This is a genomic window from uncultured Kocuria sp. (assembly GCF_947500125.1).
GTDB lineage: Bacteria > Actinomycetota > Actinomycetes > Actinomycetales > Micrococcaceae > Kocuria.
Map to the genome: position 1 here is coordinate 15,180 of NZ_CANMRA010000015.1, position 21,368 is coordinate 36,547.

A 21,368-nucleotide genomic window follows, 5' to 3' on the forward strand; every position below is an offset into this window, starting at 1 on the left:
GGTTTTCTCTACCCTGGTGCAGGTGAGCCTCCAACCTGACCTCGCCCGGGTCGCCTTCGCCGCCGATCTCGCCCGCCACGGGGACCGCCCCGCCGTTCTCACGGACGAGCTCGTCCTGAGCTACCGGGAGCTGGCCGAACGCGTCGAGGAGGTGGCCGCGCGCCTGGGGACGGAGCGCCGGCTGGCGGTGCTCACCGCCTCCAACGACATCGACTCCCTCGTGGCCTATCTCGCGGCCCTCACGGCCGGTCACCCGCTCCTGCTGGTCCCGGCGGACAAGCCGGCCGCGGTCGAGTCGCTCGTGGCGGCCTACGACCCCGACGTCGTGCTGCGCTCCGGGAACGGGACCCCGGTCATCGAGGAGCGGCGCCCGGGGTCCCGGCACGAGCTGCACCCGGACCTCGCCCTGCTGCTGAGCACGTCCGGCTCGACCGGTTCCCCGAAGCTCGTGCGGCTCTCGCACGAGAACCTGGCGGCCAACGCCGAGTCGATCGCCGAGTACCTGGGCATCGGGCCCGAGGACCGCGCCGCCACGACGCTGCCCATGTCCTACTGCTACGGGCTGTCGGTGCTCAACAGCCACCTCCTCCGGGGCGCCGGGCTGGTGCTGACGGACCTGTCGGTGGTCGACCCCTGCTTCTGGGACCTCGTCCGGGCCCACCGCGCCACCTCCTTCGCCGCCGTGCCCTACACCTTCGAGCTGCTGGAGCGCGTCGGCTTCGCGGACACGGACCTCCCGCACCTGCGGTACGTCACCCAGGCGGGCGGCCGGCTCGCCCCGGAGAAGGTCCGGCACTGGGCGGCGACCGGCAGGCGGCGCGGCTGGGACCTGGTCGTGATGTACGGGGCCACGGAGGCCACCGCCCGGATGGCGTACCTGCCCCCGGAGCTGGCGGCGGAGCGCGCCGGGACGATCGGGATCCCGATCCCGGGCGGGGAGTTCCGCATCGACCCCGTGGACGGACTGCCGGACGGGGAGCTCGTGTACAGCGGACCCAACGTCATGCTCGGCTACGCGGAGCACCCGGAGGACCTCGCCGCCGGGCGGACGGTCGAGGAGCTGCGCACCGGGGACCTCGCCCGCCGCCACCCGGACGGGCTCTACGAGGTCGTGGGGCGGCGCAGCCGGTTCGTCAAGATCGTGGGCCTGCGCGTGGACCTCGGGCAGGTCGAGAGGATCCTCGCCGAGCTCGGCGTGAGCGCGGCCGCCGCCGGCGCCGACGAACGGCTGGTCGTGGCCGCCGAGGGGGAGCAGGACACGTCCCTGCTCGCCAAGGCCGTGGCCGAGAGCATCGGCCTGCCGCGCCCGGCCGTCGAGCTCCACGCCGTCGAGCAGCTGCCCCGTCTGGGCACGGGCAAGGTGGACTATCCGGCGGTCCTGGCGCTCGGCGCACCGCCCGCCGCGCCGGAGGCACCGCCGCGGCGCCGGGCCGAGGGCCCCGAGGACGTCCGGCGGATCTTCGCCGAGGTGCTCGACCGGCCCGACGTCGGCGACGACGACACGTTCGTCTCCCTGGAGGGGGACTCGCTGTCCTACGTGGCGGCCTCCGTCCGGCTCGAGCAGGCCCTCGGGCACCTCCCGCCGGACTGGCACCTCACGCCCGTGCGGGACCTGGCCCCCCGGCCCGTTCCGCGCGGACGGGGTCTCGTCTCGTTCCTGGAGACCGGCATCGTGCTCCGGGCCGTCGCCATCGTGTGCATCGTGGCGACGCACGTGGAGATCTTCACGTTCCAGACCGCCCACGTGCTCTTCGCGGTGGCGGGGTACAACTTCGCGCGCTTCCAGCTGACGGGGGCGCGGCTCCCGCGGCTGCGGCGCCAGCTGCGCAGCCTGGGCCGGATCGTGGCGCCCTCCGTGGCGTTCATCGCCGTCGCCCACCTGCTCACCGACGACTACACGGTCGCCAACATCCTGCTGCTCAACGGCATCGTCGGCCCCCAGGAGCTCACGTCCCAGTGGCACTTCTGGTTCGTCGAGATGCTCGTCTACGTCCTCGTGGCCGTCACCGCGCTCATGGCGCTGCCCTGGGCGGACCGTGCCGAGCGCGCCGCCCCCTGGCTCTTCCCGCTCGCCCTGCTCGCGATCGGGCTGGTCAGCCGCTACGACATCGTGGACCCGGGACTGCCGAAGCCCGCGCCGGTGTTCTGGATCTTCGCCTTCGGCTGGGCCGCGGCCCGGTCGCGGACGACCCTCCAGCGCTCCCTCGTCACCCTCCTGACCCTCCTCACCGTGCCGGGCTACTTCGACAGCCCGGTCCGGGAGGCCACCCTGGTCGCCGGGATCCTGCTGCTGCTGTGGGTGCCCACCCTGCCGGTGCCCGTGGGCCTGCGCCGGGTGACGGCCCGGCTCGCGAGCGCGTCCCTGTACGTCTACCTCACGCACTGGCTGGTCTATCCGCCCCTGGTGCCGGTGAGCCCGGTCCTGGCCGTGCTCGCCTCCCTCGTGGTGGGGGTGGCCTACTGGGCCCTGGCCGACCGCGTGCTCGGCGGACTCCGGCGCGGACCGGTGCGCACGGCGCAGCCCGCCGACGAGGCTCCGCTCACGGCTGCTCCAGGCCCACGCTGATCTCGGCGCTCTGCCCCGTGGAGCGCACGGTGGCGCGGACGGGGAACTCGATCCGCTCCGTGACCGTCTCCCCGTCCTCCTCGTAGCTCAGCCGCGCCTGCGCGGGCCGGTACGGGTCCGCCGTCCAGCGCAGCGGGTCCCCGGGATCCTGGACCAGAACCAGGGCCGGCCGGGAGACCAGCCGCCACCGGACGCCGGTGATCTCCGGATCCGGCGCCCCGGACGCCGCCGCGGACGGCTCGAGGGGAACCTGCGGCGCCGCCCAGCGCCGGGACGAGGGACACCCCTCGGCGTGCAGCTCCTCCGAGGCCGTGCAGCTCTCCAGCCACTCCTGGATCCGGTCGTCGACCTCGTGCCACATCCTCGGCGAGGGCTCGAACCGCAGCTCCACCGTGGCCGGCTGCGGGGCCCGGAACGCCACGGTGTGCGGCTCCAGGGGCGGGGCGGCCGCGTAGTACGAGTTCCCCGGCAGCCCGATCGCGTAGTCCCCGGGCAGGGCCTCGAAGCGCCACGTGCCGCCGGGTCCCTGGGGGTCGGGCACCCGCTCGTCCGCGTCCGGGCGGATGCTCTCCCCGTTGACGGAGAGCTCGTCGAGGGGGGCGGGCAGGTGGATCGACAGAGGTGCCGCGTCCGGGGAGTCCAGCTGCCACTGGTCGTTGAAGGGACCGGTCCGCCGCACCTGGTGCACCGGGTAGACGTGGACCTCCTCCCGCTCCCGGGCGCCGCCGGGCCCGTCCCACCACACGCGCGCCCGCACCTCGCCGCGGCTCCCGCGGTGGTCCACGCCCAGGATCTCGTGGCCGCTGATCCGCCCCGCGGCGTTGCGGTACACGCGGTTCGAGAAGATGGTCAGGGTGGGGTCCGCCACGACGGCCTCGGTGCGGGACAGCAGCTGCCGCGAGCTCCCGCTCTCGAGCCCGCCGAGCCACGCCTCCACCGGGTCCTGCGGCTCCCGGTCCACGAAGACCCAGTTCACCACGGAGCTGAACACGGTCACGAGGACCACGACGACCATCAGCCAGTGCAGCAGCGTCCGCCGCAGGCCCCGGGCGTCGACCGCGGAGAGGGCCTGGCCGGCCTCCCGCTCCCGTGACACCGACACCGCAGCTCCTGTCCCTGTCGGTCCGTCCGGCGCTCGCGCCGGAGATCCGGGCCGCGTCCCGGCCCACCAGCTCACATCGTAGGGCCGGCGCCGTAGCCGGGACGGGAGGACGGCTAGAGCGCGCGTCTCCTGGTGACCAGGACCCCGGCCGCCACGAGCACCAGGCCCCAGGCGCCGTAGACGAGACCGGACTCCACGTGGTTCAGCACGGCGCCCGAGGGCTGGTACATCGCCGTCAGCTGCCCGCCCGCCGCCGCCGGGGAGTACGGCTTGACGTCGTCGAGCCACTCGAAGGAGAGCGCGAAGAGCACGATCTCCAGGACCATCAGCAGCACCACGAGCACCACGATGCCCCAGGTGGTGGACTTCAGCAGGGCGCCCAGGCCGAAGCCCAGCCACGAGGTGATCATGTAGAAGACGCCCACCGCCAGGACGTTGAGCAGCACGGCCTCCTGCAGCAGGTCGTATCCCAGGTCCCCGCCGGCCAGGATCGGCTGGACGAGCAGGTGGGACAGCAGGGCGCTCAGCACCCCGAACCCGAACGTGACCGCCGAGAGCACCACCGCCTTGGCGAGCATCACCGGTGTGCGCCGCGGCACCGCGGTCATGGTGGTCTGGATGGATCGGGTGGAGTACTCCGAGCCGATCGCCAGCACGGCGAGCGCGCCCAGCAGCAGCACGACCAGCTGCAGGCCGCCGTTGGCGCTGGACATCGCCATGTACTCGCCGAAGCCCATGCCGTCCGGCAGGGACAGCCCCGAGCCCTCCGTCATCTGCTGCTCGGACTGGGCGATGAACTCGTCCTTCTGCTGCTGGACGTCCTCCTCGGTGAGCCCGAGCTCCTCCGGGCTCCGGCCGTCCAGCATCGCGTCCACCTGCTCCTGGGCGGCCTGCTCGTTGAAGTCGATGAAGGTCAGCGCGCTCGAGGCCGAGAGGGCGGCGAAGCCGAGGGAGAGGACCAGGGCGACGCCGAGCAGGATCCAGTGCGAGCGCAGGGACCGGAACTTGATCCACTCCGAGCGCAGGACCCGGCCGAAGCTCAGCCGCACCCGGGACGCGTGGCGGGACGGCCCGGCGGGGTCCGGGGCCCCGGTCTGCGGGCGGGGTGCGGTCGAGGTGCTGGTGCTCATGCTCGGTCTCCGGTTCGTGCGTCGGCGCCCGCCCAGGGCGCCGGGTCGGTCGGTGCGGGAGCGCCGCCGGAGCGGTACTCGACCTCGTTCTGGGTCATGGCCATGTACACGTCCTCGAGGCTCTCCGTGAGGGGGGTGAGCTCGTGGACCAGCACACTGTCGGAGAGCGCGGCCTCGGCGATCCGCCGCGGCTCCGGCCCCGTGACCAGGAGTCCGTCGTCGTCGAACTCCGTGATCCCGGCGTCCGTGCCCTGCAGGGCGCGGCGCAGGGCCGCCCGGTCGGTGGTGCGCACCCGGGTGCGCGTGCGGCCGCCGGCGAGGATCTGCTGGATGGGCGCGTCCGCGAGGATCCGGCCGCGGCCGATCACCACGAGGTGGTCGGCCGTCTGGGCCATCTCCGACATGAGGTGGGAGGACAGGAAGACCGTGCGGCCCTCGGAGGCGAGGTACTTGGCGAGGTGGCGCACCCACACGACGCCCTCGGGGTCCAGCCCGTTGACGGGCTCGTCGAGGATCACGGTGTGCGGGTCGCCGAGCAGCGCGGCGGCGATGCCGAGGCGCTGGCCCATGCCGAGGGAGTAGCCTCCCACCCGCTTGTCGGCCGCGGCCCCGAGCCCGGTGAGGTCCACGACCTCCTGGACGCGGGACCTCGGGATGCCGTGGGTCGCGGCGAGCGCGGAGAGGTGCGCGCGGGCCGTGCGCCGGGGGTGGACGGCCTTCGCGTCCAGCAGCACCCCGACCTCCGCGAGCGGCGCCCGGTGCTGGACGTACGGCCTGCCGTTGACGCGGGTGTGGCCCCGGGTCGCGGACTCCAGCCCGACGACGAGGCGCATCGTGGTCGACTTGCCGGCCCCGTTGGGCCCCAGGAACCCGGTGACCCTGCCGGGGCGGACGGTGAAGCTGACGTCGTCCACCGCCGTCTTGCCGCCGTAGGTCTTCGTCAGGTTCTCGATCTCGATCACCGGCGCTCCTCCCGAGCACTCGTCAGTTCTTCTCCGCTTCCAACCTACGGGAGCGCCGGTGGGGACGGCACCACCGGCAGGATGAACCCGTGCGGGCGTGGCGCCCGCGCCCTCCCCCTCCCGGCGGAGCCGCCGCCGGCGCGCTCACCCGGGCTCGGACAGCCCGATCCGGCGCGCCCGCCCGCCCCGGAGGACGTCGACGGCGACGGCGACCACGAGGAGCACGAGGAGCAGCACGCGCACCGCGGCGAGCAGGTCCTGCGCGTCCCAGCCGATCGGTCCGAGGCCCGGCAGCACCGGCCACGCCGGCTCGGGCAGGACCAGGGTGGTCCACCACAGGACCTCCACGAGCTGCCACGCGGCGAACTCCGGCCAGCTGCGCCGGCTCAGCAGCACCAGGGGCGCCAGCCACAGCACGTGGACGAGCGAGTAGCCGGGGCCGGAGAGCACGAGCACGGCCAGCAGGAGGAACGCGATCTGGACGACACTGGGCTCCTGCCGGGTGAGCAGGGTCAGCACCAGAACGGCCACGAAACCCAGCACGAGGGCCAGGAGCACGTACTGCGCCCCGCCCGCCGGATCGGGGGCCGCGCCCGTGCGCGCCTGCTCCACCCGGGCCCAGACGCCCCACAGGGAGGACCCGGCCACGGGCTCCTCCCCGGGCGTGCCGAACTGCCGGGCCCACCGGTCCCGCGCCGAGAGCAGGAACGGCCCGTTGACCAGCGCCCAGGTGACCACCGTCCCGGCCAGGACCACCGCGAAGTCCCGGAACTGCCGGTACCGCACGGCCAGGAGCAGCACGGCGAGGAGGACGACCAGGGGGAACAGCGCCACGGACGCCGCGAGACCCAGGACGATCCCCGCCGGCACGGGGCGGCCCCGGACGTGGAGAAGCAGCGCCAGCACCATGAGCAGCACGGCGAGCTGGTCCCAGGAGCTGAAGCCGACCAGGACCGCCACCGGCGCGAGCGCCAGCACGAACGCGTCCGCCCCGCGCCGCCCGGAGAGCGCGGAGACCACGACCGCCGTGCCGATCCACACCAGGGCCAGCAGCAGCACCGACAGGTCGGCGAACACGTCCCGGTCCACGTCCGCGCCGAACAGCGCGGAGAGGCGGGCGGCGAGCCAGCCGACCACCGTGGTGATCATCCCGACCAGGGCGGGCTGGTCCCCCGCGGGACCGCCCGTGAAGAACCCGCCCGCCCCCGTGGGCTCGCCGGGACCGGTCCCGGTGGTGCACAGCGCCGGGAGGCTCGCCTCCGCGCCCCATCCCGGCACCCGGCAGGGCAACCGCAGCAGCCAGGCCGTCATGACCGTGTAGAGGCTCAGGCCGACCAGCAGCGCGTCGTGGCCGCCCCGGCTCCGGCCGCCCTGCGGGCTCATGGGCTCGCCCGCCGTCCGCGCAGCACGTCCGCCGCGACGCGGACCACCAGGTAGCCCACGGCGAGCGTGTGCAGGGCCACCGCGGTGAAGTAGACGTCCTCGGCGAGCGCGAGCCCGTCCCCGCCCCCGGTCAGGTGGCCCAGCCAGTGGAACACCGCCGCCCAGTGGAGGACCTCGACGAGCTGCCACACCACGAACTCCCCGACCCGGGGCCGGGCCAGGAGCACGAGGGGCACGAGCCAGATCACGAACTGCGGCGAGTACACCTTGTTGGACAGCACGAACGCCGCCAGCACCAGGAAGGCGAGCTGCTCCAGCCGCGGCTCCTCGCGCGCCACGAGCCCCAGGACCAGGATCAGGACGCAGGCGAGGGCGAATCCGGCGAGGGCCAGGACGTTGACCCCCTCGGCCGAGAGCAGTGGGACGTCCAGCCGCGGCGCGGCGACGTCGTTCCACCAGTGCCACACGGAGGAGAAGCCCGCGCCGCGGTCCTGGCTGAATTGCCAGAACCAGCCCCACTGCACCGGGTCCAGCAGCGCGAAGGGGAGGTTGACCGCCGCCCAGGCCCCTGCCGCGCCGGCGGCCGCCCGCAGCGCGGGCCCCGCCTCGCGGCGCCGGACGGCCAGCACGAAGACCGCCCCGAGGAGCAGGAACGGGAAGAGCTTGAACGCGGTGCCCACGCCCAGCAGGACCCCGCCGAGCCCCCACCGCTCCCGGCGGAACGCGAGCAGGGCCGCCACGGTGCACAGCACCGGCCACAGGTCCCAGTTGATGAGCCCGGTGACCACCACCGCGGGCGCCAGGGCGGCGAGCACCGCGTGACCGGGGTGCGCCACCATCCGCCCGAGGACCAGCACGACGGCCACCCAGACCCCGGCCAGGAGCACCGCGTTGAGATCGAAATATATGCCCTGTCCGACATGTTCGCTGGCGAACGGGTCGACGGCGTGCGCCAGGACGCCGGTGGCGCTCGCCACCACGGTCTGCAGCACGGGGTACTCCAGCAGCGCCGAGGCGTCCAGGTAGGGGAAGCGGCCCTCGGCCATGCCCCGAGAGGCATACAGCGTGGGCAGGTCCGAGTAGCAGAGCTGCCGGAACGTCTCGGGCTGCTCCCAGGTGACGAGCCGGCACGGGAGCTTGGTCAGGTACGCCAGGAGCGCGGCGTAGAGGGCGAAGCCGGCCAGAACCCACGGCCCCACGCGGAGCGCCGCCGGACGCCCGGCGGGCGGCACCGTGTCCGGGTCCACGTCACGGTCGACGTCCCGGTCGACGTCCCGGTCGACGTCCCGGTCGACGTCCCGGTCGATGTCCTGGTCGACATCCCGGGCGGCCGCACCCGTGCCGGCCCGGGTGCTCACAGGGCGTCCGCCGCCCAGGCCCGCAGCCGCCGCTCCGCCTCCTCCGGCCCCAGCTCCCCCTCGTCCAGGCGCAGGTCCAGCAGGAACTTGTACGCCCGCCCCACCGCGGGTCCCGGCGGGATGCCGAGCACCGCCATGATCCGCTCGCCGTCCAGCTCGGGCCGCACGGCGTCGAGCTCCTCGCGCGCGGACAGCTCCTCGATCCGCGCCTCGAGGTCGTCGTAGGCGGCGGCCAGCCGGGCCACCTTCCGCCGGTTCCGGGACGTCACGTCCGCCCGGGTGAGCCGGTGCAGCCGCTCGAGGCACTCCCCCGCGTCCCGGACGTAGCGGCGCACCGCGGAGTCGGTCCACTCGGCGTCCCCGTAGCCGTAGAAGCGCATGTGCAGCTCCACCAGCCGGCTCACCGTCCTGATGGTGTCGTTGTCGAAGCGCAGGGCCCGCATCCGCTTGGCGGTGAGCTTCGCGCCCACCACCTCGTGGTGGCGGAAGCTGACCGCGCCGGACTCCTCGAAGCGCCGGGTCGCGGGCTTGCCGACGTCGTGCATGAGCGCGGCGAAGCGCAGCGGGAAGTCCGGGCCGGGCACGGGACCGTCCGGACCCGACTCCAGGGCGGCGGCCTGCTCCATGACGGTCAGGGAGTGCTGGTAGACGTCCTTGTGCCGGTGGTGCTCGTCCGTCTCGAGCTGCAGGGCGGGCACCTCGGGCAGCACGACCTCGGCCAGCCCCGTGCTCACCAGGAGGTCGACGCCCCGGCGGGGCCGGCGCCCGCAGATCAGCTTGACGAGCTCCTCCCGCACCCGCTCCGCCGAGACGATCCCGATCCGCTCCGCCATGCCGGTCATGGCCGTGCGCACCTCGGGCGCCACCTCGACGTCGAGCTGGGACGCGAAGCGCGCGGCGCGCATCATGCGCAGGGGGTCGTCCGAGAACGAGTCCTCCGGGGCCCCCGGGGTGCGCAGCGCCCGGGCGTGCAGGTCCTTGATCCCGCCGTGCGGGTCCACGAGCTCCATACCGGGCAGCCGCAGCGCCATGGCGTTGATGGTGAAGTCGCGGCGGAACAGGTCGTCCTCGAGCGAGTCGCCGAAGGCCACCTGCGGCTTGCGGGAGTCGGCGTCGTAGGCCTCGGCCCGGTACGTGGTCACCTCCAGCTGGACGTCGCCCCGGCGCATCCCGATGGTCCCGAAGGCACGGCCGATCTCCCACACCGCGTCCGCCCACCCCGTGACCACGGCGAGCGTCTCGTCGGGCGTCGCGTCGGTGGTGAAGTCCAGGTCCAGGGCGGGCCGGCCGAGGAAGAGGTCCCGCACGGGACCGCCCACGAGGGACAGCTCGTGGCCGGCGGCGGCGAACCGCCGCCCCAGGTCGAGGGCGGCGGGATGGATCGCGTGGGCGTCGGGGAGCTGCGTCATGGTGCGGCCCATTGTTCCAGACCGCGGGGCGCTGACCCGGCCGCGGCGACCCCGCCGGAACCGGCCGGGGAGGCCTTCCCGCACTCCCGCAGGAGCCCGGACGATTGTGGCAAGGTAGGAGACATGGCTTTCCCCGTCCCCAGCGCACCGAAGAAGCGGCCCACCGCGCCGGCCGCCGCGCTGCCCACGGTCGAGGAAGTCTCCGCCGGGGGGATCGTCGTCGACCTCGCCACCCCGTCCCACCCGGTCGCCATCATCGCCCGGATCAACCGCGGCGGACGCCTCGAGTGGTGCCTGCCCAAGGGCCACCCCGAGAACGAGGAGACCAACGAGGAAGCCGCGATCCGCGAGATCGAGGAGGAGACCGGCATCGCCGGGGAGGTGCTGAGCCCGCTGGGCAGCATCGACTACTGGTTCACGGTCTCCGGCCACCGCGTGCACAAGACGGTGCACCACTTCCTGCTGCGCGCCACGGGCGGTCACCTCACCACGGACAACGACCCCGACCACGAGGCCGTGGACGTCGCCTGGGTGAACATCGACGACCTCGGCCGGAAGCTGTCCTTCCCCAACGAACGGCGCATCGCCGACATCGCCCGTGAATACATCATCCACCAGCTCTGAGACCGCGGGCCCCTCCGGGGCGGGCGGCGCACGCCCCCCGGCGGCCCCGGCCCGGCGCTCGGGGGCGGCCTCCAGCGCTATCATGGCCTCGGGCACGCTCGTCTCCCGCGCGCTGGGGTTCGTCAAGGTCGTCCTCATCACCGTGGCCATCGGCTCCGTCACGACCGTCTCCGACGTCTTCGAACTCGCGAACACCCTGCCGAACCTGATCTACGTCCTCGTGGCCGGCGGCATCTTCAACGCCGTCCTGGTGCCCCAGATCATCAAGGCCTCCCGGGCCGCCGACGACGGCGGGGCCGACTACATCTCCCGCCTGCTCACCCTCGCCGTGCTCGCCCTGCTGGGCGTCACCGCGGTCGTGGTGCTGCTGGCGGGGCCCATCGTGCGGACCATGGGCACCGACTGGTCCGAGGCGCAGCTGTCCCTCGGTCTGACGTTCGCACTGTTCACCTTCCCGCAGATCTTCTTCTACGGCCTCTACACCGTGGTGGGCCAGGTCCTCAATGCCCGCGGCGCCTTCGGCTGGTACATGTGGGCGCCGGTGGTCAACAACGTGGTGGCCATCGCGGCGCTGCTCGTGTTCGTCCAGCAGTTCGGCGCCTACCAGCAGGCCCCGCACACCCTGGAGAACTGGATCCCGGCCAAGACGTTCTGGCTGGCGGCCATGGCCACCGTGGGTGTCGCCGCCCAGGCCCTCGTGCTGCTCTGGCCGCTGCGCCGGCTGGGGCTGGGACTGCGGCCGAGGTTCGGCTGGCGGGGCATCGGGCTCTCCACCGCGGCACGGCTCGCGGGCTGGACCCTCGCCACCGGGATCCTCGCCAACCTGGCGTTCCTGACCCTGACCAAGGTCGCCGCGATCCCCACCGGCTACCGTCCGGAGTACCTCGCCATGGACCCGCCGCAGCAGATCGCGGGCGTGGCGGCGCTCAACCAGGCCTCGATGCTGTACTCCCTGCCCCACGGGGTGATCGGGCTGTCCATCGCCACCGTGCTGTTCAACCGGATGGCCGCGGCCTCGACCGACGGGGACCGGGCCGGCATGGTCACCTCCCTGTCCTCGAGCCTGCGCATCACGGGCGTGGCCACGGTCTTCGCCACGGTCGCCCTCGTGGTCTTCGCCGGCCCGCTCGGCATGCTCTTCAGCGGCGGCGTCCCCTCCGCGGGGGCCGTGGTCGGCCAGGTGATCGCGGTGATCGCGATCGGCGCGCCCTTCATGTCGGTCTCCTTCATGCTCGGCCGGGCGTTCTACGCCCAGGAGGACGCCCGCACCCCGTTCCTGGTGCAGGTCGGCGTCGCCCTCTTCACCGTGGTCTCGGCCCTGCTGATCTGGTCCTTCGTCCCGCCGGACCTCATCGTCTTCGCGGTCGCCGGGTGCTACGCGCTGCAGAACATCCTGAGCACGCTCCTCTACCACGTGGTCCTGGTCCGCCGGATCGGGGACTACGACGTGGCCCGCGTCGTGGACTCCCACGCCCGGATCCTCGCCGCGTCCCTGCTCGCCGGCGCGGTGGGCGCCGTGGCCCTGTTCCTGCTCGGCGGCTACGACCCCGACGGCTTCCCCTGGACCAACCAGCTGACCGCGATCGCGACCGTGGCCGCGGGCGGGACCGTCATGGGGATCGCCTACCTGGGCGCTCTGCGGCTCTGCCGCGTCCAGGAGCTCGACAGCCTGGTGCGCCCGGTCCTCGCCCGGCTCCGCCGCTGACCGTGTGACGGAGCTCTCGGCCGCGGACCGCCGGGACCGGTAAGGTGCTGAGTGGTCGATGACGTGGGTCGGGAACACCCCTCCTGCCCCGCCGGCCACCCCCGCCCGCGAGTTCCGGCCCCCGCCGCGAATTCCCGACCCCCAGGGAGCCAACGTGCCCGCACCGATGAAGCTCGGTTCCGTCCTCGGCGGCCGCTACAAGGTCGTCTCCGACGTGCTGGCCACCGCCGAGGGCGACCACGTGCTCGAGGGACAGGACCAGATCCTCGGCCGCCGCGTCTCGATCCTGCTGCCCGCCGAGCGGCACACGTCCCTGCTGGTGGAGAACGCCCGCTCCATGGCCAACGGCAGCATCGGCGCCCCCTTCCAGATCCTGGACCTGGGCCAGGCGGAGGCGCACACCTACCTCGTGACCTCGCACACCCCGGCGGCGGACATGCTCGACTCCCTGCTCGTGGAGCCGGACGAGGTCGAGGACGAGTCCCTCAGCGACGACATCTTCGGCGCCCCGCGCGGCAACGGCAGCGGCTCCTACGTGTACGAGGAGCCGGACCCCACCAGCCCGGCGCCCGTGGTCGCGACCGAGGCCTCCGACGACCTCGGCGGCGCGGCCCCGCAGCCCAAGGTCACCCGGTGGCGGGACGACGACTCGTACGACGACGCCGCGCCCGCGCCCTCGGTGCGCACCCGGCTCGGCCGGCCCGTGCGGGTCAGCGCCACCTCGACCCGGTCGACCCTCTTCGACCGGGCGGCGGCGAGCGGCACCGCGGCCTCGGCCGTGCGCACCGCCGGGACGGACATCGACCCCGGCTACGACGGCGACAACCGCTACGACGGCTACGACAGCCCCGAGGACGGGGGCCTGGACACGGCCCCCCGCCCGGAGGGGACCGCCCCGGCCGCCCCGCCGCGGAAGGAGCAGGCCGCGCCGCAGACCCGGAAGGGCGGCAGCGGCCTGCTGCTGCTCCTGCTGCTCCTGCTGGCGTTGCTGATCGGCGCCGTGGTCTTCAGCTTCGACCGGCTGGGCGGGCTCTTCGCGGGGGCGGACGCCCCGGAGCCCGCCGTGAGCGCGCCCGCGGCGGAGGAGGGCGGCGAGGAGGAGGCCCCGCCGAGCCCCGAGCCGGAGGCCCCGGCCGCCGACCCGGAGCCCCGCGCCGTCACCCGGGTGGTGCCCACCGATCCGGGCTTCATGGCCGACCAGGACGCCCAGCTGGGCCAGACCATCGACGGCAACCCGTCCACCTACTGGATCAGCTACGGGTTCTCCGACCAGAACTTCGGCAACCAGACCCCGAGCGTGGGTTTGGCGGTCCAGCTCGAGGAGCCCGCGCCGGTGGAGACCCTGAGGCTCGACCAGTCGTCCGGCTCGGGCGGGATGTTCGACGTGTACGTCAACGACGCCCCGAGCCTGGACGGCGCCGAGCAGGTGGCCTCGGGCTCCTTCACGGGCCCGGAGATCACGGTTCCGCTCTCGGCGGCGGCCCGGGACGGGGAGCACGAGTACGTGATCGTGAACTGGACGCAGCTGCCGCAGCTGACGAACCCCATCGCCGGGTTCAACCACGGCCTGCGGGTCGGCGAGATCCAGCTCGACTGAGGCCTCCGCTCCCCCGCCGGGCCCGCCATGACGGGCCCGGCACCGGAATATCCGCCGCGCGCCCCCCGTTGTGCCAGTGGTCCCTGCGGTCGGCGTGCCCGGCCGCTCCCTGTACGGAAGGTCTGCAGAACAGTGAGCCCCGACTTCGGTCCCGTGATCAACGCCCTGAACCTCGTCCCCTCGAGCGGCGAGCCGACGGCCACCGCGGACGACGAGACCGTCCACGAGGTGATCATCGTGGGTTCCGGCCCCGCCGGGTACACCGCCGCCGTCTACGCCGCGCGCGCGAACCTCCACCCCATCGTGTTCGCCGGGTCCGTGACCGCCGGCGGTGAGCTGATGAACACGACCGAGGTCGAGAACTACCCGGGGTTCGTCGACGGCATCCAGGGCCCGGAGCTGATGTCCAACATGCAGCAGCAGGCCGAGCGCTTCGGCGCCGACATCCGCTACGAGGACGTCGTGGCCCTCGAGCTGGAGGGCGAGGTCAAGACCGTGACCCTCGAGGACGGTTCCGTGCACCGCGCCCACGCCGTGATCCTCGCGACCGGCTCCGCCTACCGGGAGCTCGGTCTGCCGGACGAGAAGCGGCTCTCCGGACACGGCGTGAGCTGGTGCGCCACCTGCGACGGCTTCTTCTTCAAGGAGCAGCACATCGCGGTGGTGGGCGGCGGCGACTCCGCCCTCGAGGAGGCCACGTTCCTCTCCCGCTTCGCCTCCAAGGTCACGATCATCCACCGGCGGGACAGCTTCCGCGCCTCCGAGATCATGCAGCAGCGGGCCTTCGACGACCCCAAGATCGAGGTCCTGTGGAACGCCGAGGTGGTGGGCATCAACGGCGAGGAGAAGGTCCGCTCCGTCACGGTCCGCGACACGGAGTCCCACCAGACCACGGAGCTGCCCGTGACGGGCCTGTTCGTCGCCATCGGCTCCGATCCGCGCACCGCCCTGGTCAAGGACCAGCTGGAGCTCACCGTGGACGGCACCATCGCGGTGGACGGCCGCAGCTCCACCACGAGCCTCGCCGGGGTCTTCGCCGCGGGCGACGTCGTGGACGGCACCTACCGCCAGGCCATCACGGCGGCGGGCTCCGGGTGCGTCGCCGCCGTCGACGCCGAGCACTACCTCGCCGCCCTGCACGACCGCTCCGTCCTGCACAGCTGAGCCGTCCCGGTCGGGGCACCCGCCGGCGCCCCGACCGGCATGGGTCATAATCGAACCGGATCCGCCTTTCGCACGTTCCACCCAGAGCGGTCCGGGCACGCCGACCGCGTGCCCGCGGCCCGGACAAGGAGAACCATGAGCGCCGCCAAGAACGTCACCGACGCCGACTTCCGCACCGAGGTCCTCGAGTCGGACAAGCCCGTCATCGTCGACTTCTGGGCCGAGTGGTGCGGCCCCTGCCGCATGGTCGGCCCGGTCCTCGACGCGATCGCCGCCGAGCACGCGGACGCCGTCGAGGTCGTCAAGCTCAACGTCGACGAGAACCCCGCCGTGGCGTCCCAGTACGGCATCACCTCGATCCCCGCGATCTACCTCTTCTCCGGCGGCGAGGTGGTCAAGAAGGCCATCGGCGCGAAGCCGAAGAGCGCCCTCGAGAAGGAGTTCGCCGACTACCTCGTCGTCGGGAACTGACCGGTTCCACCGACATCCTCGGCACCCCGGGCTCGTCCGTCCCTCCCCCATCCGGGAGGGACGGACGAGCCGCTGTCCTGGCACCTCACCGACCCTTCCGACCCGTGGGACACCCGTGAACAACGACGACACCGAACCGATGCTGCGCCGGACCATGACGAGCCGGCGGGTGGTGAGCCTGCGGGAGCGTCTGCTGCGAGCCGGCGTCACCGTGGCCTACCTCGCGCCGCAGGATGTCAACAATCCCTCCTACTTCGACGACCACGTCGACGCCGCCGTGCGCGCCTTCCAGCAGGAGCGCGGGCTCATCGTGGACGGCCTGGTGGGCCCCGAGACCGACCGGTGCCTCAACGAGGCGCAGTACGCCCTCGGTGACCGCCCGCTCTACGTCGACGACGAGCGTCCCCTGCGGGGCGACGACGTCAGCATGCTGCAGCACAACCTGTCACGGTTGGGTTTCTACTACGGCCACCTCAACGGGGTGTTCGGGAGCAGCACGCACCACGCCGTCATGGAGCTGCAGCAGAGCCTGGGTCTCCCCACCACCGGAGTGGTGGACCGCGAGACCATTGCCGCCCTCGCCCGGATCAACAAGAACATCACCTCCTCCAAAGCCTTCTCCCTGCGCGAGTACCACCGCCTGGAGCGCGCCACCTCCGCCCTGCGCGGCCGCTCCGTGGTGCTCGTCCCGTCCGGGACCGCCGGCCAGCAGCCGCCCGCCTCGGCCGCGCCGGACTTCCGGGACCGCGCCGACGAGGTGACCCGGGACGTCGTCCTCCGGGCCTTCGAGCTCCTGCGCGAGATCGGCGCCGAGCCCGCGGTCGTCTCCCCCGGCCGAGAGCTCCGCGACCGCCGCGGCGAGACGGTGCGGACGGCCTCCTCGGTCCACGAGGTCGTCGCCGGATGCCGGTCGGACTCCGTGGTGGTCACCCTGCACTGCGACTGGAACAGCTCCCCCGCGGCCGGTGGAGTGGCCTCGTACTACTGGGGCGAGCAGGACCGCTCCGAGATCTACTCCCCCATCGGCGAGAGGGCCGCGGTGCTCGTGCTCAAGGAGATGGTGGCCCGGACCGGGGCCCTGGACCTCGGCACCCACGCCCGGCAGTGGGACCTGCTGAGGTCCCACGACGCGCCGACCATCTGGCTCGATCTCGGGTACCTCTCCAGCCCGGCCGACCGGGCCGCCCTCGCGGACCCCGAGCACCGGAACCACCTGGCCGAGGCCGTCGTCTTCGGGCTGCAGCGCATGTTCCTGATCGCGGAGGACGACGTGCCCACGGGGACCATGAGCGTGGACGACGTCGCCGAGTACAACGGGCGCTGAGCCCGGCCCGCCACGGCCGAAGGGGCCCCGCGCCCACGCAGAAGCCCCGGTGTTTCACGTGAAACACCGGGGCTTCTGCGTGGGCGGTTCCCTCTAGCTGCGGTCCATTCCGGGGTCCAGCACCTCGATGATGCGGTTCAGGTCCTCGACCGAGGCGAACTCGATGGTCATCTTGCCCTTGCGCGCGCCGAGGGCGATCCGCACGCTCGTGTCCAGCCGGTCGGCGAAGGCGTCCGCGATGTAGTCGAGCCGTTCCTTGTGCCGTCCGGCCGGGACCGCCGTCCGCTGGGGCTTGCGCTCCCCCGACTCGGTCAGCTGGACGGCCTCCTCCGTGGCGCGCACGGACAGACCCTCCGCCACGATGCGCTGGGCAAGACGCTCCATCTCCGCGGGGTCCGCCAGGGACAGCAGCGCGCGCGCGTGACCGGACGAGAGCACGCCTGCCGCCACGCGACGCTGGACGAGCGGGGGCAGACGAAGCAGACGGATCGTGTTGCTGATCTGGGGGCGGGACCGGCCGATCCGCCGGGACAGCTCCTCCTGCGTGGTGCCGAACTCCTCCAGGAGCTGCTGGTACGCGGCGGCCTCCTCGAGAGGGTTCAGCTGGCTGCGGTGCAGGTTCTCCAGCAGGGCGTCCCGCAAGAGGTCGTCGTCCGCCGTCTCCCGGACGATCGCCGGGATGGTGGACAGCCCCGCGCGCTGAGTGGCACGCCACCGGCGTTCGCCCATGACCAGTTCGAAGGACTGCTCGCCGTCCTCGCGGCTCGACCGCACCACGATGGGCTGCAGGACGCCCAGCTCGGCGATCGAGTAGGCCAGTTCCGCCAGTTCCTCCTCGTCGAAGACCTGCCGGGGCTGCTTCCGGTTGGGGTGGATGGCGGCGACGGGGATCTCCGCGAAGGTGGCGCCGGGCACCGCGGCCAGCTCCTCGGCGACATCCTCCGTTCCACGTGAAACATCGGTGTCCGGTGCGTCGACGGACTCCGGGGCGGAAGTGTCGACCAACTCCGACGCGGACGGGGATCTCGGTGCCTCGGGGTCGGCGGCCCCGGATGTCCGGTCCGCAGTCATCGGCGCACGGGACGAGGGGGGTGCGGGGCTCCGCTTCGACGGTTCCGGGGTCGGCGTCGCCTCCGGCGTGCTGTCCGCGGGTTCCGGGCGTCCCGCCGACGACGTCCGCGGCTCCGTCTCGTCCGTGGGGGACGTCGTTTCACGTGAAACACTCGTCGCCCCGTCCGACGCGGTCCGCTGGTCCGCGTCCGGCCCGTCGGAGATCGCCGAGGAGTCTCCCCCCTCGGTCGTGCTCGTCGACGGCAGGAAGAACATGTCGGACGGCCGGCTGACGAGGGTGGTGTTGCGCAGGGCCTCGCCCATGTCCATTCGCGCCTTCATGGCCTTCTGCCGTGCGGCCGGGCCGGCGGACCGGCCGCGCCCGCCGGCGCTCGGGCGTTTGGCGGCGCTCGTCGTCCCCGCCTGCTCCGGTGTCGACGGTGACTCCGCATCGTCCGTCCGACTCCCCGGCGCGGTGGTGGTGCGCCGACGAGCATCCGCCGTCGGTGCCTCCGGTGCGTCCCCTGCCGGGCGCGGCGCGCCGTCACTGGGGGAACTCACGGCCGGCGTGTCGTGTCCCGCCCCGGAATGCTCCGTTTCACGTGAAACACGGTCTCCCGACGCGCTGCTCTGCGGTGCCTCGGCGGTGTCCTGAGCCGGGGGAGCGCCGGCCGGCGGCTCCTCCCGGTCGGCGGTCTCCGTCGCGGGCGCGCTCGGAATGAGCGCCCCCAGTCCTCGTCCCAGACCACGTCGTCGTTCGCTCACGGTGTTCCTCTCCCTCGCCCGGCAATCCGGACAATTCTAGCCGAGCGTCGTGTTCCGACGTGACGTTTCACGTGGAACGGTGCGGTGCCGCGGGGACGTTCCGGGGCGCCGACAGCACGACGCCCGCCTCCCGTAGGAGGCGGGCGTCGGACGGGGGAGTGGAGGAGACCGGCCGGTCAGTGCTCGGAGCGCAGAGCGATCTCGGCCGCGGCCTCGAGATAGGACAGCGCTCCCGTGGAACTGGGGTCGTAGCTGATGACGCTCTGCTGGTAGCTCGGCGCCTCCGAGATCCGCACCGAGCGGGGGATCATGGTCTCCAGCACCTCCGAGGGGAAGTGGTTGCGCACCTCCTCGGCCACCTGGGACGCGAGGTTGGTGCGACCGTCGTACATGGTGAGCAGGATGGTCGAGACCGCGAGGTCGGGGTTGAGATGCTTCTGGATCATCTCGATGTTCTTGAGCAGCTGGCTGAGTCCCTCGAGCGCGTAGTACTCGCACTGGATGGGGATCAGCACCTCGGTGGCCGCCACGAACGCGTTGAGGGTCAGGAGCCCGAGACTCGGCGGGCAGTCGATGAAGACGTAGTCCAGGCGAGGCAGTCCGTCCGCCTCCCGCTGGCGCGCGTAGGCCTCCAGTGCCCTGCGGAGCCGGTGCTCGCGCGCGACCATGGACACGAGCTCGATCTCCGCGCCGGCCAGATCGATGGTGGCCGGGACGACCCAGAGGTTCTCCGCTTCGGCGGACGGCTTCACCACGTCGGCGATGGGCATCTCGTCGATGAGCACGTCGTAGGTGCTGTCGACCTCGGAACTGTGCTCCACCCCGAGAGCCGTCGACGCGTTGCCCTGCGGGTCGTTGTCGATCACGAGCACGTTCTGTCCCTGCCGGGCCAGGGCCACGGCGAGGTTCACCGAGGTGCTGGTCTTGCCCACGCCGCCCTTCTGGTTGCTGATCGTGAAGATCCGCGTTGCGGCGGGCTTCTCCAGCTGGACCTTCTTCAGCCTGGCGCGTCGCCTGGTCTCCTCCACGAGCTTCCTCCCCAGCGGCGTGTCCTCCGCCATCGTTGTGGTCATCTTGGGCAGCTGTCCGTCCGTTTCACGTGAAACACGAGTACCCCGGTCAGGAACAACCTTGATCGATTGATCAAGCGGATCGGGGGGAAACTCGGCGTCGAAGCCTCTCGGACTTCCCGCGCCGTCGTCGATCGGCATCTGACTGCGCACCTTCCCGGTTCGTCTCGAACTCGTTCCGTCGGAGCACGCCTCCCGTGGGGGAGGGGTGCCTGGGGCCGCGCCGCAGGTCAGGTCGCCGTCGACCCGGGGCCGAGTTCGGCGCCCCGCCCGTGGCACACTCCTCCCAGCCTACCGCCGTCACCGGCCGCAGCCGGCGGCGGCGTCTCAGAGCCGGACGCGGACCACCGTGGTCGGCTCCTCGAGCAGTCCCTCCCCGGCCGTCACGATCTCGGTGGACCGGGCGCCCAGACGGTCCAGTTTCTTCTGCGCCCTGCGCACCTCGTCCGCCGCGGACCGCCCCTTGAGGGCGAGGAGCTCGCCCGTGCCTCGCAGCAGCGGCAGCGTGATGTCCACGAGGCCCACGAGCGCCGAGACCGCCCGGGCGGTGACCACGTCCACCTCGCCGACCTCCTCCTTGGCCTGCTCCGCCCGGGCCCGCAGCACCCGCACGTTCGTGAGCCCGAGGTCGGCCACGACCTCGTCCAGCCACTGCACGCGCCGCTCCAGCGGCTCGATGAGGGTGATCCGCAGGTCCGGGCGGGCGAGGGCGAGGCACAGGCCCGGCAGGCCCGCCCCCGAGCCGACGTCCGCCACGCGGGCGTCCGGGGCGATGTGCTCCTCCACCACGGCACAGTTGAGCACGTGGCGGCTCCAGAGCCGGGGGACCTCACGGGGGCCGATGAGTCCCCGGACGATGCCCGAGGACGCCAGGTGCGCCACGTAGCGCTCCGCCAGGGGGAGCCGCTCGCCGAACAGCTGCTCCGCCGCGCGCCGCTCCCGGTCGTCCGGGACGGGAGGGTCCTGCGGGGCGGGGGAGGGGCGCTGGTCCTCGGACATCAGCCCTGCGGAACGGACACGACGATGTGCCGTGCCGCCCCTTCGCCCTCGGACTCGCTGACCAGACCTTCCTCGGCGACCACGTCGTGCACGATCTTGCGCTCGTAGGCGGACAGGGGGTCGAGGTGCACCCGCTCCCCGCTCTCCCGGGCCTCGCGCGCGGCGGAGCGTGCCAGCTCCTGGAGCTCGCCCGCCCGGCGGCGGCGGTAGCCGCCGATGTCCAGGACGAGGCGGGAGCGGCGGTCGGTGGCGGCGAGGACGGAGAGCCGCAGGAGCTCCTGGAGGGCCTCGAGGACCTCCCCGTCCTCGCCGACCAGCACCGAGAGGCTCTCGTCGTCGTCCCCGTCGGCCACGACCGACAGATAGGTGCGACCGTCGCGGACCTCGATGTCGATGTCGCCGTCGAGGTCGGCCGTGTCCAGCAGCTCCTCGAGGTAGTCGGCGGCGATCTCGCCCTCCTCCTCGAGCGGGTCGGCCGCGGTGCCGCCCTCGCCGTCGCGGCGGCCGGCGGGATCGTGCTCGGACTCCGGGCGGTCGGCGCTCCGGGCCTCGGCCGCCCGCGGCACGGCGGTCTCAGTCGGCACGCCGCGCCCGGCGTCGTCGCCCGGCGTGGGGTGCTGCACGTCGTCGGCGTCCTGGGTGGTCTGCCGGATGTCGGTCATGTCGTCTCCTGGGGCCGTGGAAGCACG

At 72.9% G+C, this 21,368-nt stretch carries 17 protein-coding genes; 7 read left to right on the forward strand and 10 right to left on the reverse strand.

From position 1 onward, the window contains the following. Positions 1–22: 22 nt before the first annotated feature. On the forward strand, positions 23–2,566 hold the full coding sequence (locus Q0817_RS11205; RefSeq protein WP_298587330.1) for an AMP-binding protein: 2,544 nt from the start codon (positions 23–25) through the stop codon (positions 2,564–2,566). On the opposite strand, the gene Q0817_RS11210 is transcribed toward Q0817_RS11205, so the two are convergent. The 6 genes from Q0817_RS11210 to Q0817_RS11235 all read right to left on the reverse strand — a co-directional run bounded on the left by Q0817_RS11210 (position 2,541) and on the right by Q0817_RS11235 (position 9,910). Beyond that, a complete protein-coding gene (locus tag Q0817_RS11210) occupies positions 2,541–3,668 on the reverse strand; it encodes a hypothetical protein (RefSeq protein WP_298587333.1) in 1,128 nt (375 codons plus the stop codon). The genes Q0817_RS11205 and Q0817_RS11210 overlap by 26 nt on opposite strands. Before the next feature lie 113 nt (positions 3,669–3,781). Continuing rightward, entirely contained in the window at positions 3,782–4,798 is a 1,017-nt protein-coding gene (locus Q0817_RS11215) for an ABC transporter permease subunit (protein ID WP_298587336.1), read from the reverse strand. After that, the gene (locus tag Q0817_RS11220) at positions 4,795–5,760 is read right to left on the reverse strand and encodes an ABC transporter ATP-binding protein (protein ID WP_298587339.1); all 966 of its coding nucleotides are present in this window, start codon (positions 5,758–5,760) and stop codon (positions 4,795–4,797) included. Before Q0817_RS11220 ends, Q0817_RS11215 begins: the two co-directional genes overlap by 4 nt. Before the next feature lie 144 nt (positions 5,761–5,904). Further along, entirely contained in the window at positions 5,905–7,143 is a 1,239-nt protein-coding gene (locus tag Q0817_RS11225) for a glycosyltransferase 87 family protein (protein WP_298587342.1), read from the reverse strand. After that, the gene (locus Q0817_RS11230; RefSeq protein ID WP_298587345.1) at positions 7,140–8,501 is read right to left on the reverse strand and encodes a glycosyltransferase family 87 protein; all 1,362 of its coding nucleotides are present in this window, start codon (positions 8,499–8,501) and stop codon (positions 7,140–7,142) included. Before Q0817_RS11230 ends, Q0817_RS11225 begins: the two co-directional genes overlap by 4 nt. Beyond that, a complete protein-coding gene (locus Q0817_RS11235; protein WP_298587348.1) occupies positions 8,498–9,910 on the reverse strand; it encodes a CCA tRNA nucleotidyltransferase in 1,413 nt (470 codons plus the stop codon). The genes Q0817_RS11230 and Q0817_RS11235 overlap by 4 nt, the downstream gene beginning before the upstream one ends. A gap of 123 nt (positions 9,911–10,033) precedes the next feature. Between Q0817_RS11235 and Q0817_RS11240 the strand changes: the two genes are divergently transcribed. The 6 genes from Q0817_RS11240 to Q0817_RS11265 all read left to right on the forward strand — a co-directional run bounded on the left by Q0817_RS11240 (position 10,034) and on the right by Q0817_RS11265 (position 16,795). Beyond that, complete coding sequence (locus Q0817_RS11240) at positions 10,034–10,534, forward strand: NUDIX domain-containing protein (protein ID WP_298587351.1); 501 nt, start codon at positions 10,034–10,036, stop codon at positions 10,532–10,534. Between the two features lie 82 nt (positions 10,535–10,616). Then, positions 10,617–12,239, forward strand: a complete 1,623-nt coding sequence (locus Q0817_RS11245; protein WP_298587354.1) for a murein biosynthesis integral membrane protein MurJ — start codon at positions 10,617–10,619, stop codon at positions 12,237–12,239. A 154-nt stretch (positions 12,240–12,393) separates the two neighbouring features. Then, positions 12,394–13,836, forward strand: coding sequence for a hypothetical protein (locus Q0817_RS11250; RefSeq protein WP_298587358.1), 1,443 nt, complete (start codon positions 12,394–12,396; stop codon positions 13,834–13,836). Positions 13,837–13,968: 132 nt separating this feature from the next. Continuing rightward, positions 13,969–15,000 carry a thioredoxin-disulfide reductase gene (gene trxB, locus Q0817_RS11255; RefSeq protein WP_298587361.1) on the forward strand — a complete coding sequence of 344 codons (1,032 nt, stop codon included), beginning with the start codon at positions 13,969–13,971 and terminating at the stop codon, positions 14,998–15,000. A 135-nt stretch (positions 15,001–15,135) separates the two neighbouring features. Beyond that, positions 15,136–15,471, forward strand: coding sequence for a thioredoxin (gene trxA, locus Q0817_RS11260; RefSeq protein WP_298587364.1), 336 nt, complete (start codon positions 15,136–15,138; stop codon positions 15,469–15,471). A 115-nt stretch (positions 15,472–15,586) separates the two neighbouring features. Further along, complete coding sequence (locus tag Q0817_RS11265) at positions 15,587–16,795, forward strand: peptidoglycan-binding protein (protein ID WP_298587367.1); 1,209 nt, start codon at positions 15,587–15,589, stop codon at positions 16,793–16,795. A gap of 93 nt (positions 16,796–16,888) precedes the next feature. Here Q0817_RS11265 and Q0817_RS11270 read toward each other — a convergent pair whose 3' ends face one another. From Q0817_RS11270 to Q0817_RS11285, 4 genes are all read right to left on the reverse strand, one after another. Beyond that, positions 16,889–18,169: a ParB/RepB/Spo0J family partition protein gene (locus Q0817_RS11270; RefSeq protein ID WP_298587557.1), complete on the reverse strand. Its 1,281-nt coding sequence runs from the start codon at positions 18,167–18,169 to the stop codon at positions 16,889–16,891. A 617-nt stretch (positions 18,170–18,786) separates the two neighbouring features. Next, the gene (locus Q0817_RS11275; RefSeq protein WP_366139872.1) at positions 18,787–19,683 is read right to left on the reverse strand and encodes a ParA family protein; all 897 of its coding nucleotides are present in this window, start codon (positions 19,681–19,683) and stop codon (positions 18,787–18,789) included. A 324-nt stretch (positions 19,684–20,007) separates the two neighbouring features. After that, positions 20,008–20,679, reverse strand: a complete 672-nt coding sequence (gene rsmG / locus Q0817_RS11280; RefSeq protein ID WP_298587373.1) for a 16S rRNA (guanine(527)-N(7))-methyltransferase RsmG — start codon at positions 20,677–20,679, stop codon at positions 20,008–20,010. Further along, the gene (locus Q0817_RS11285) at positions 20,679–21,341 is read right to left on the reverse strand and encodes a R3H domain-containing nucleic acid-binding protein (RefSeq protein ID WP_298587376.1); all 663 of its coding nucleotides are present in this window, start codon (positions 21,339–21,341) and stop codon (positions 20,679–20,681) included. Before Q0817_RS11285 ends, rsmG begins: the two co-directional genes overlap by 1 nt. Positions 21,342–21,368 lie beyond the last annotated feature (27 nt).

Bases quoted from the DNA above. Each gene is read 5' to 3' on its own strand.
- trxA (WP_298587364.1), top strand. From the start codon at position 15,136: ATGAGCGCCGCCAAGAACGTCACCGACGCCGACTTCCGCACCGAGGTC.
- Q0817_RS11215 (WP_298587336.1), bottom strand. From the start codon at position 4,798: ATGAGCACCAGCACCTCGACCGCACCCCGCCCGCAGACCGGGGCCCCG.
- Q0817_RS11245 (WP_298587354.1), top strand. From the start codon at position 10,617: ATGGCCTCGGGCACGCTCGTCTCCCGCGCGCTGGGGTTCGTCAAGGTC.
- Q0817_RS11235 (WP_298587348.1), bottom strand. From the start codon at position 9,910: ATGACGCAGCTCCCCGACGCCCACGCGATCCATCCCGCCGCCCTCGAC.
- rsmG (WP_298587373.1), bottom strand. From the start codon at position 20,679: ATGTCCGAGGACCAGCGCCCCTCCCCCGCCCCGCAGGACCCTCCCGTC.
- Q0817_RS11275 (WP_366139872.1), bottom strand. From the start codon at position 19,683: ATGACCACAACGATGGCGGAGGACACGCCGCTGGGGAGGAAGCTCGTG.
- Q0817_RS11240 (WP_298587351.1), top strand. From the start codon at position 10,034: ATGGCTTTCCCCGTCCCCAGCGCACCGAAGAAGCGGCCCACCGCGCCG.
- Q0817_RS11225 (WP_298587342.1), bottom strand. From the start codon at position 7,143: ATGAGCCCGCAGGGCGGCCGGAGCCGGGGCGGCCACGACGCGCTGCTG.
- Q0817_RS11270 (WP_298587557.1), bottom strand. From the start codon at position 18,169: ATGGGCGAGGCCCTGCGCAACACCACCCTCGTCAGCCGGCCGTCCGAC.
- Q0817_RS11285 (WP_298587376.1), bottom strand. From the start codon at position 21,341: ATGACCGACATCCGGCAGACCACCCAGGACGCCGACGACGTGCAGCAC.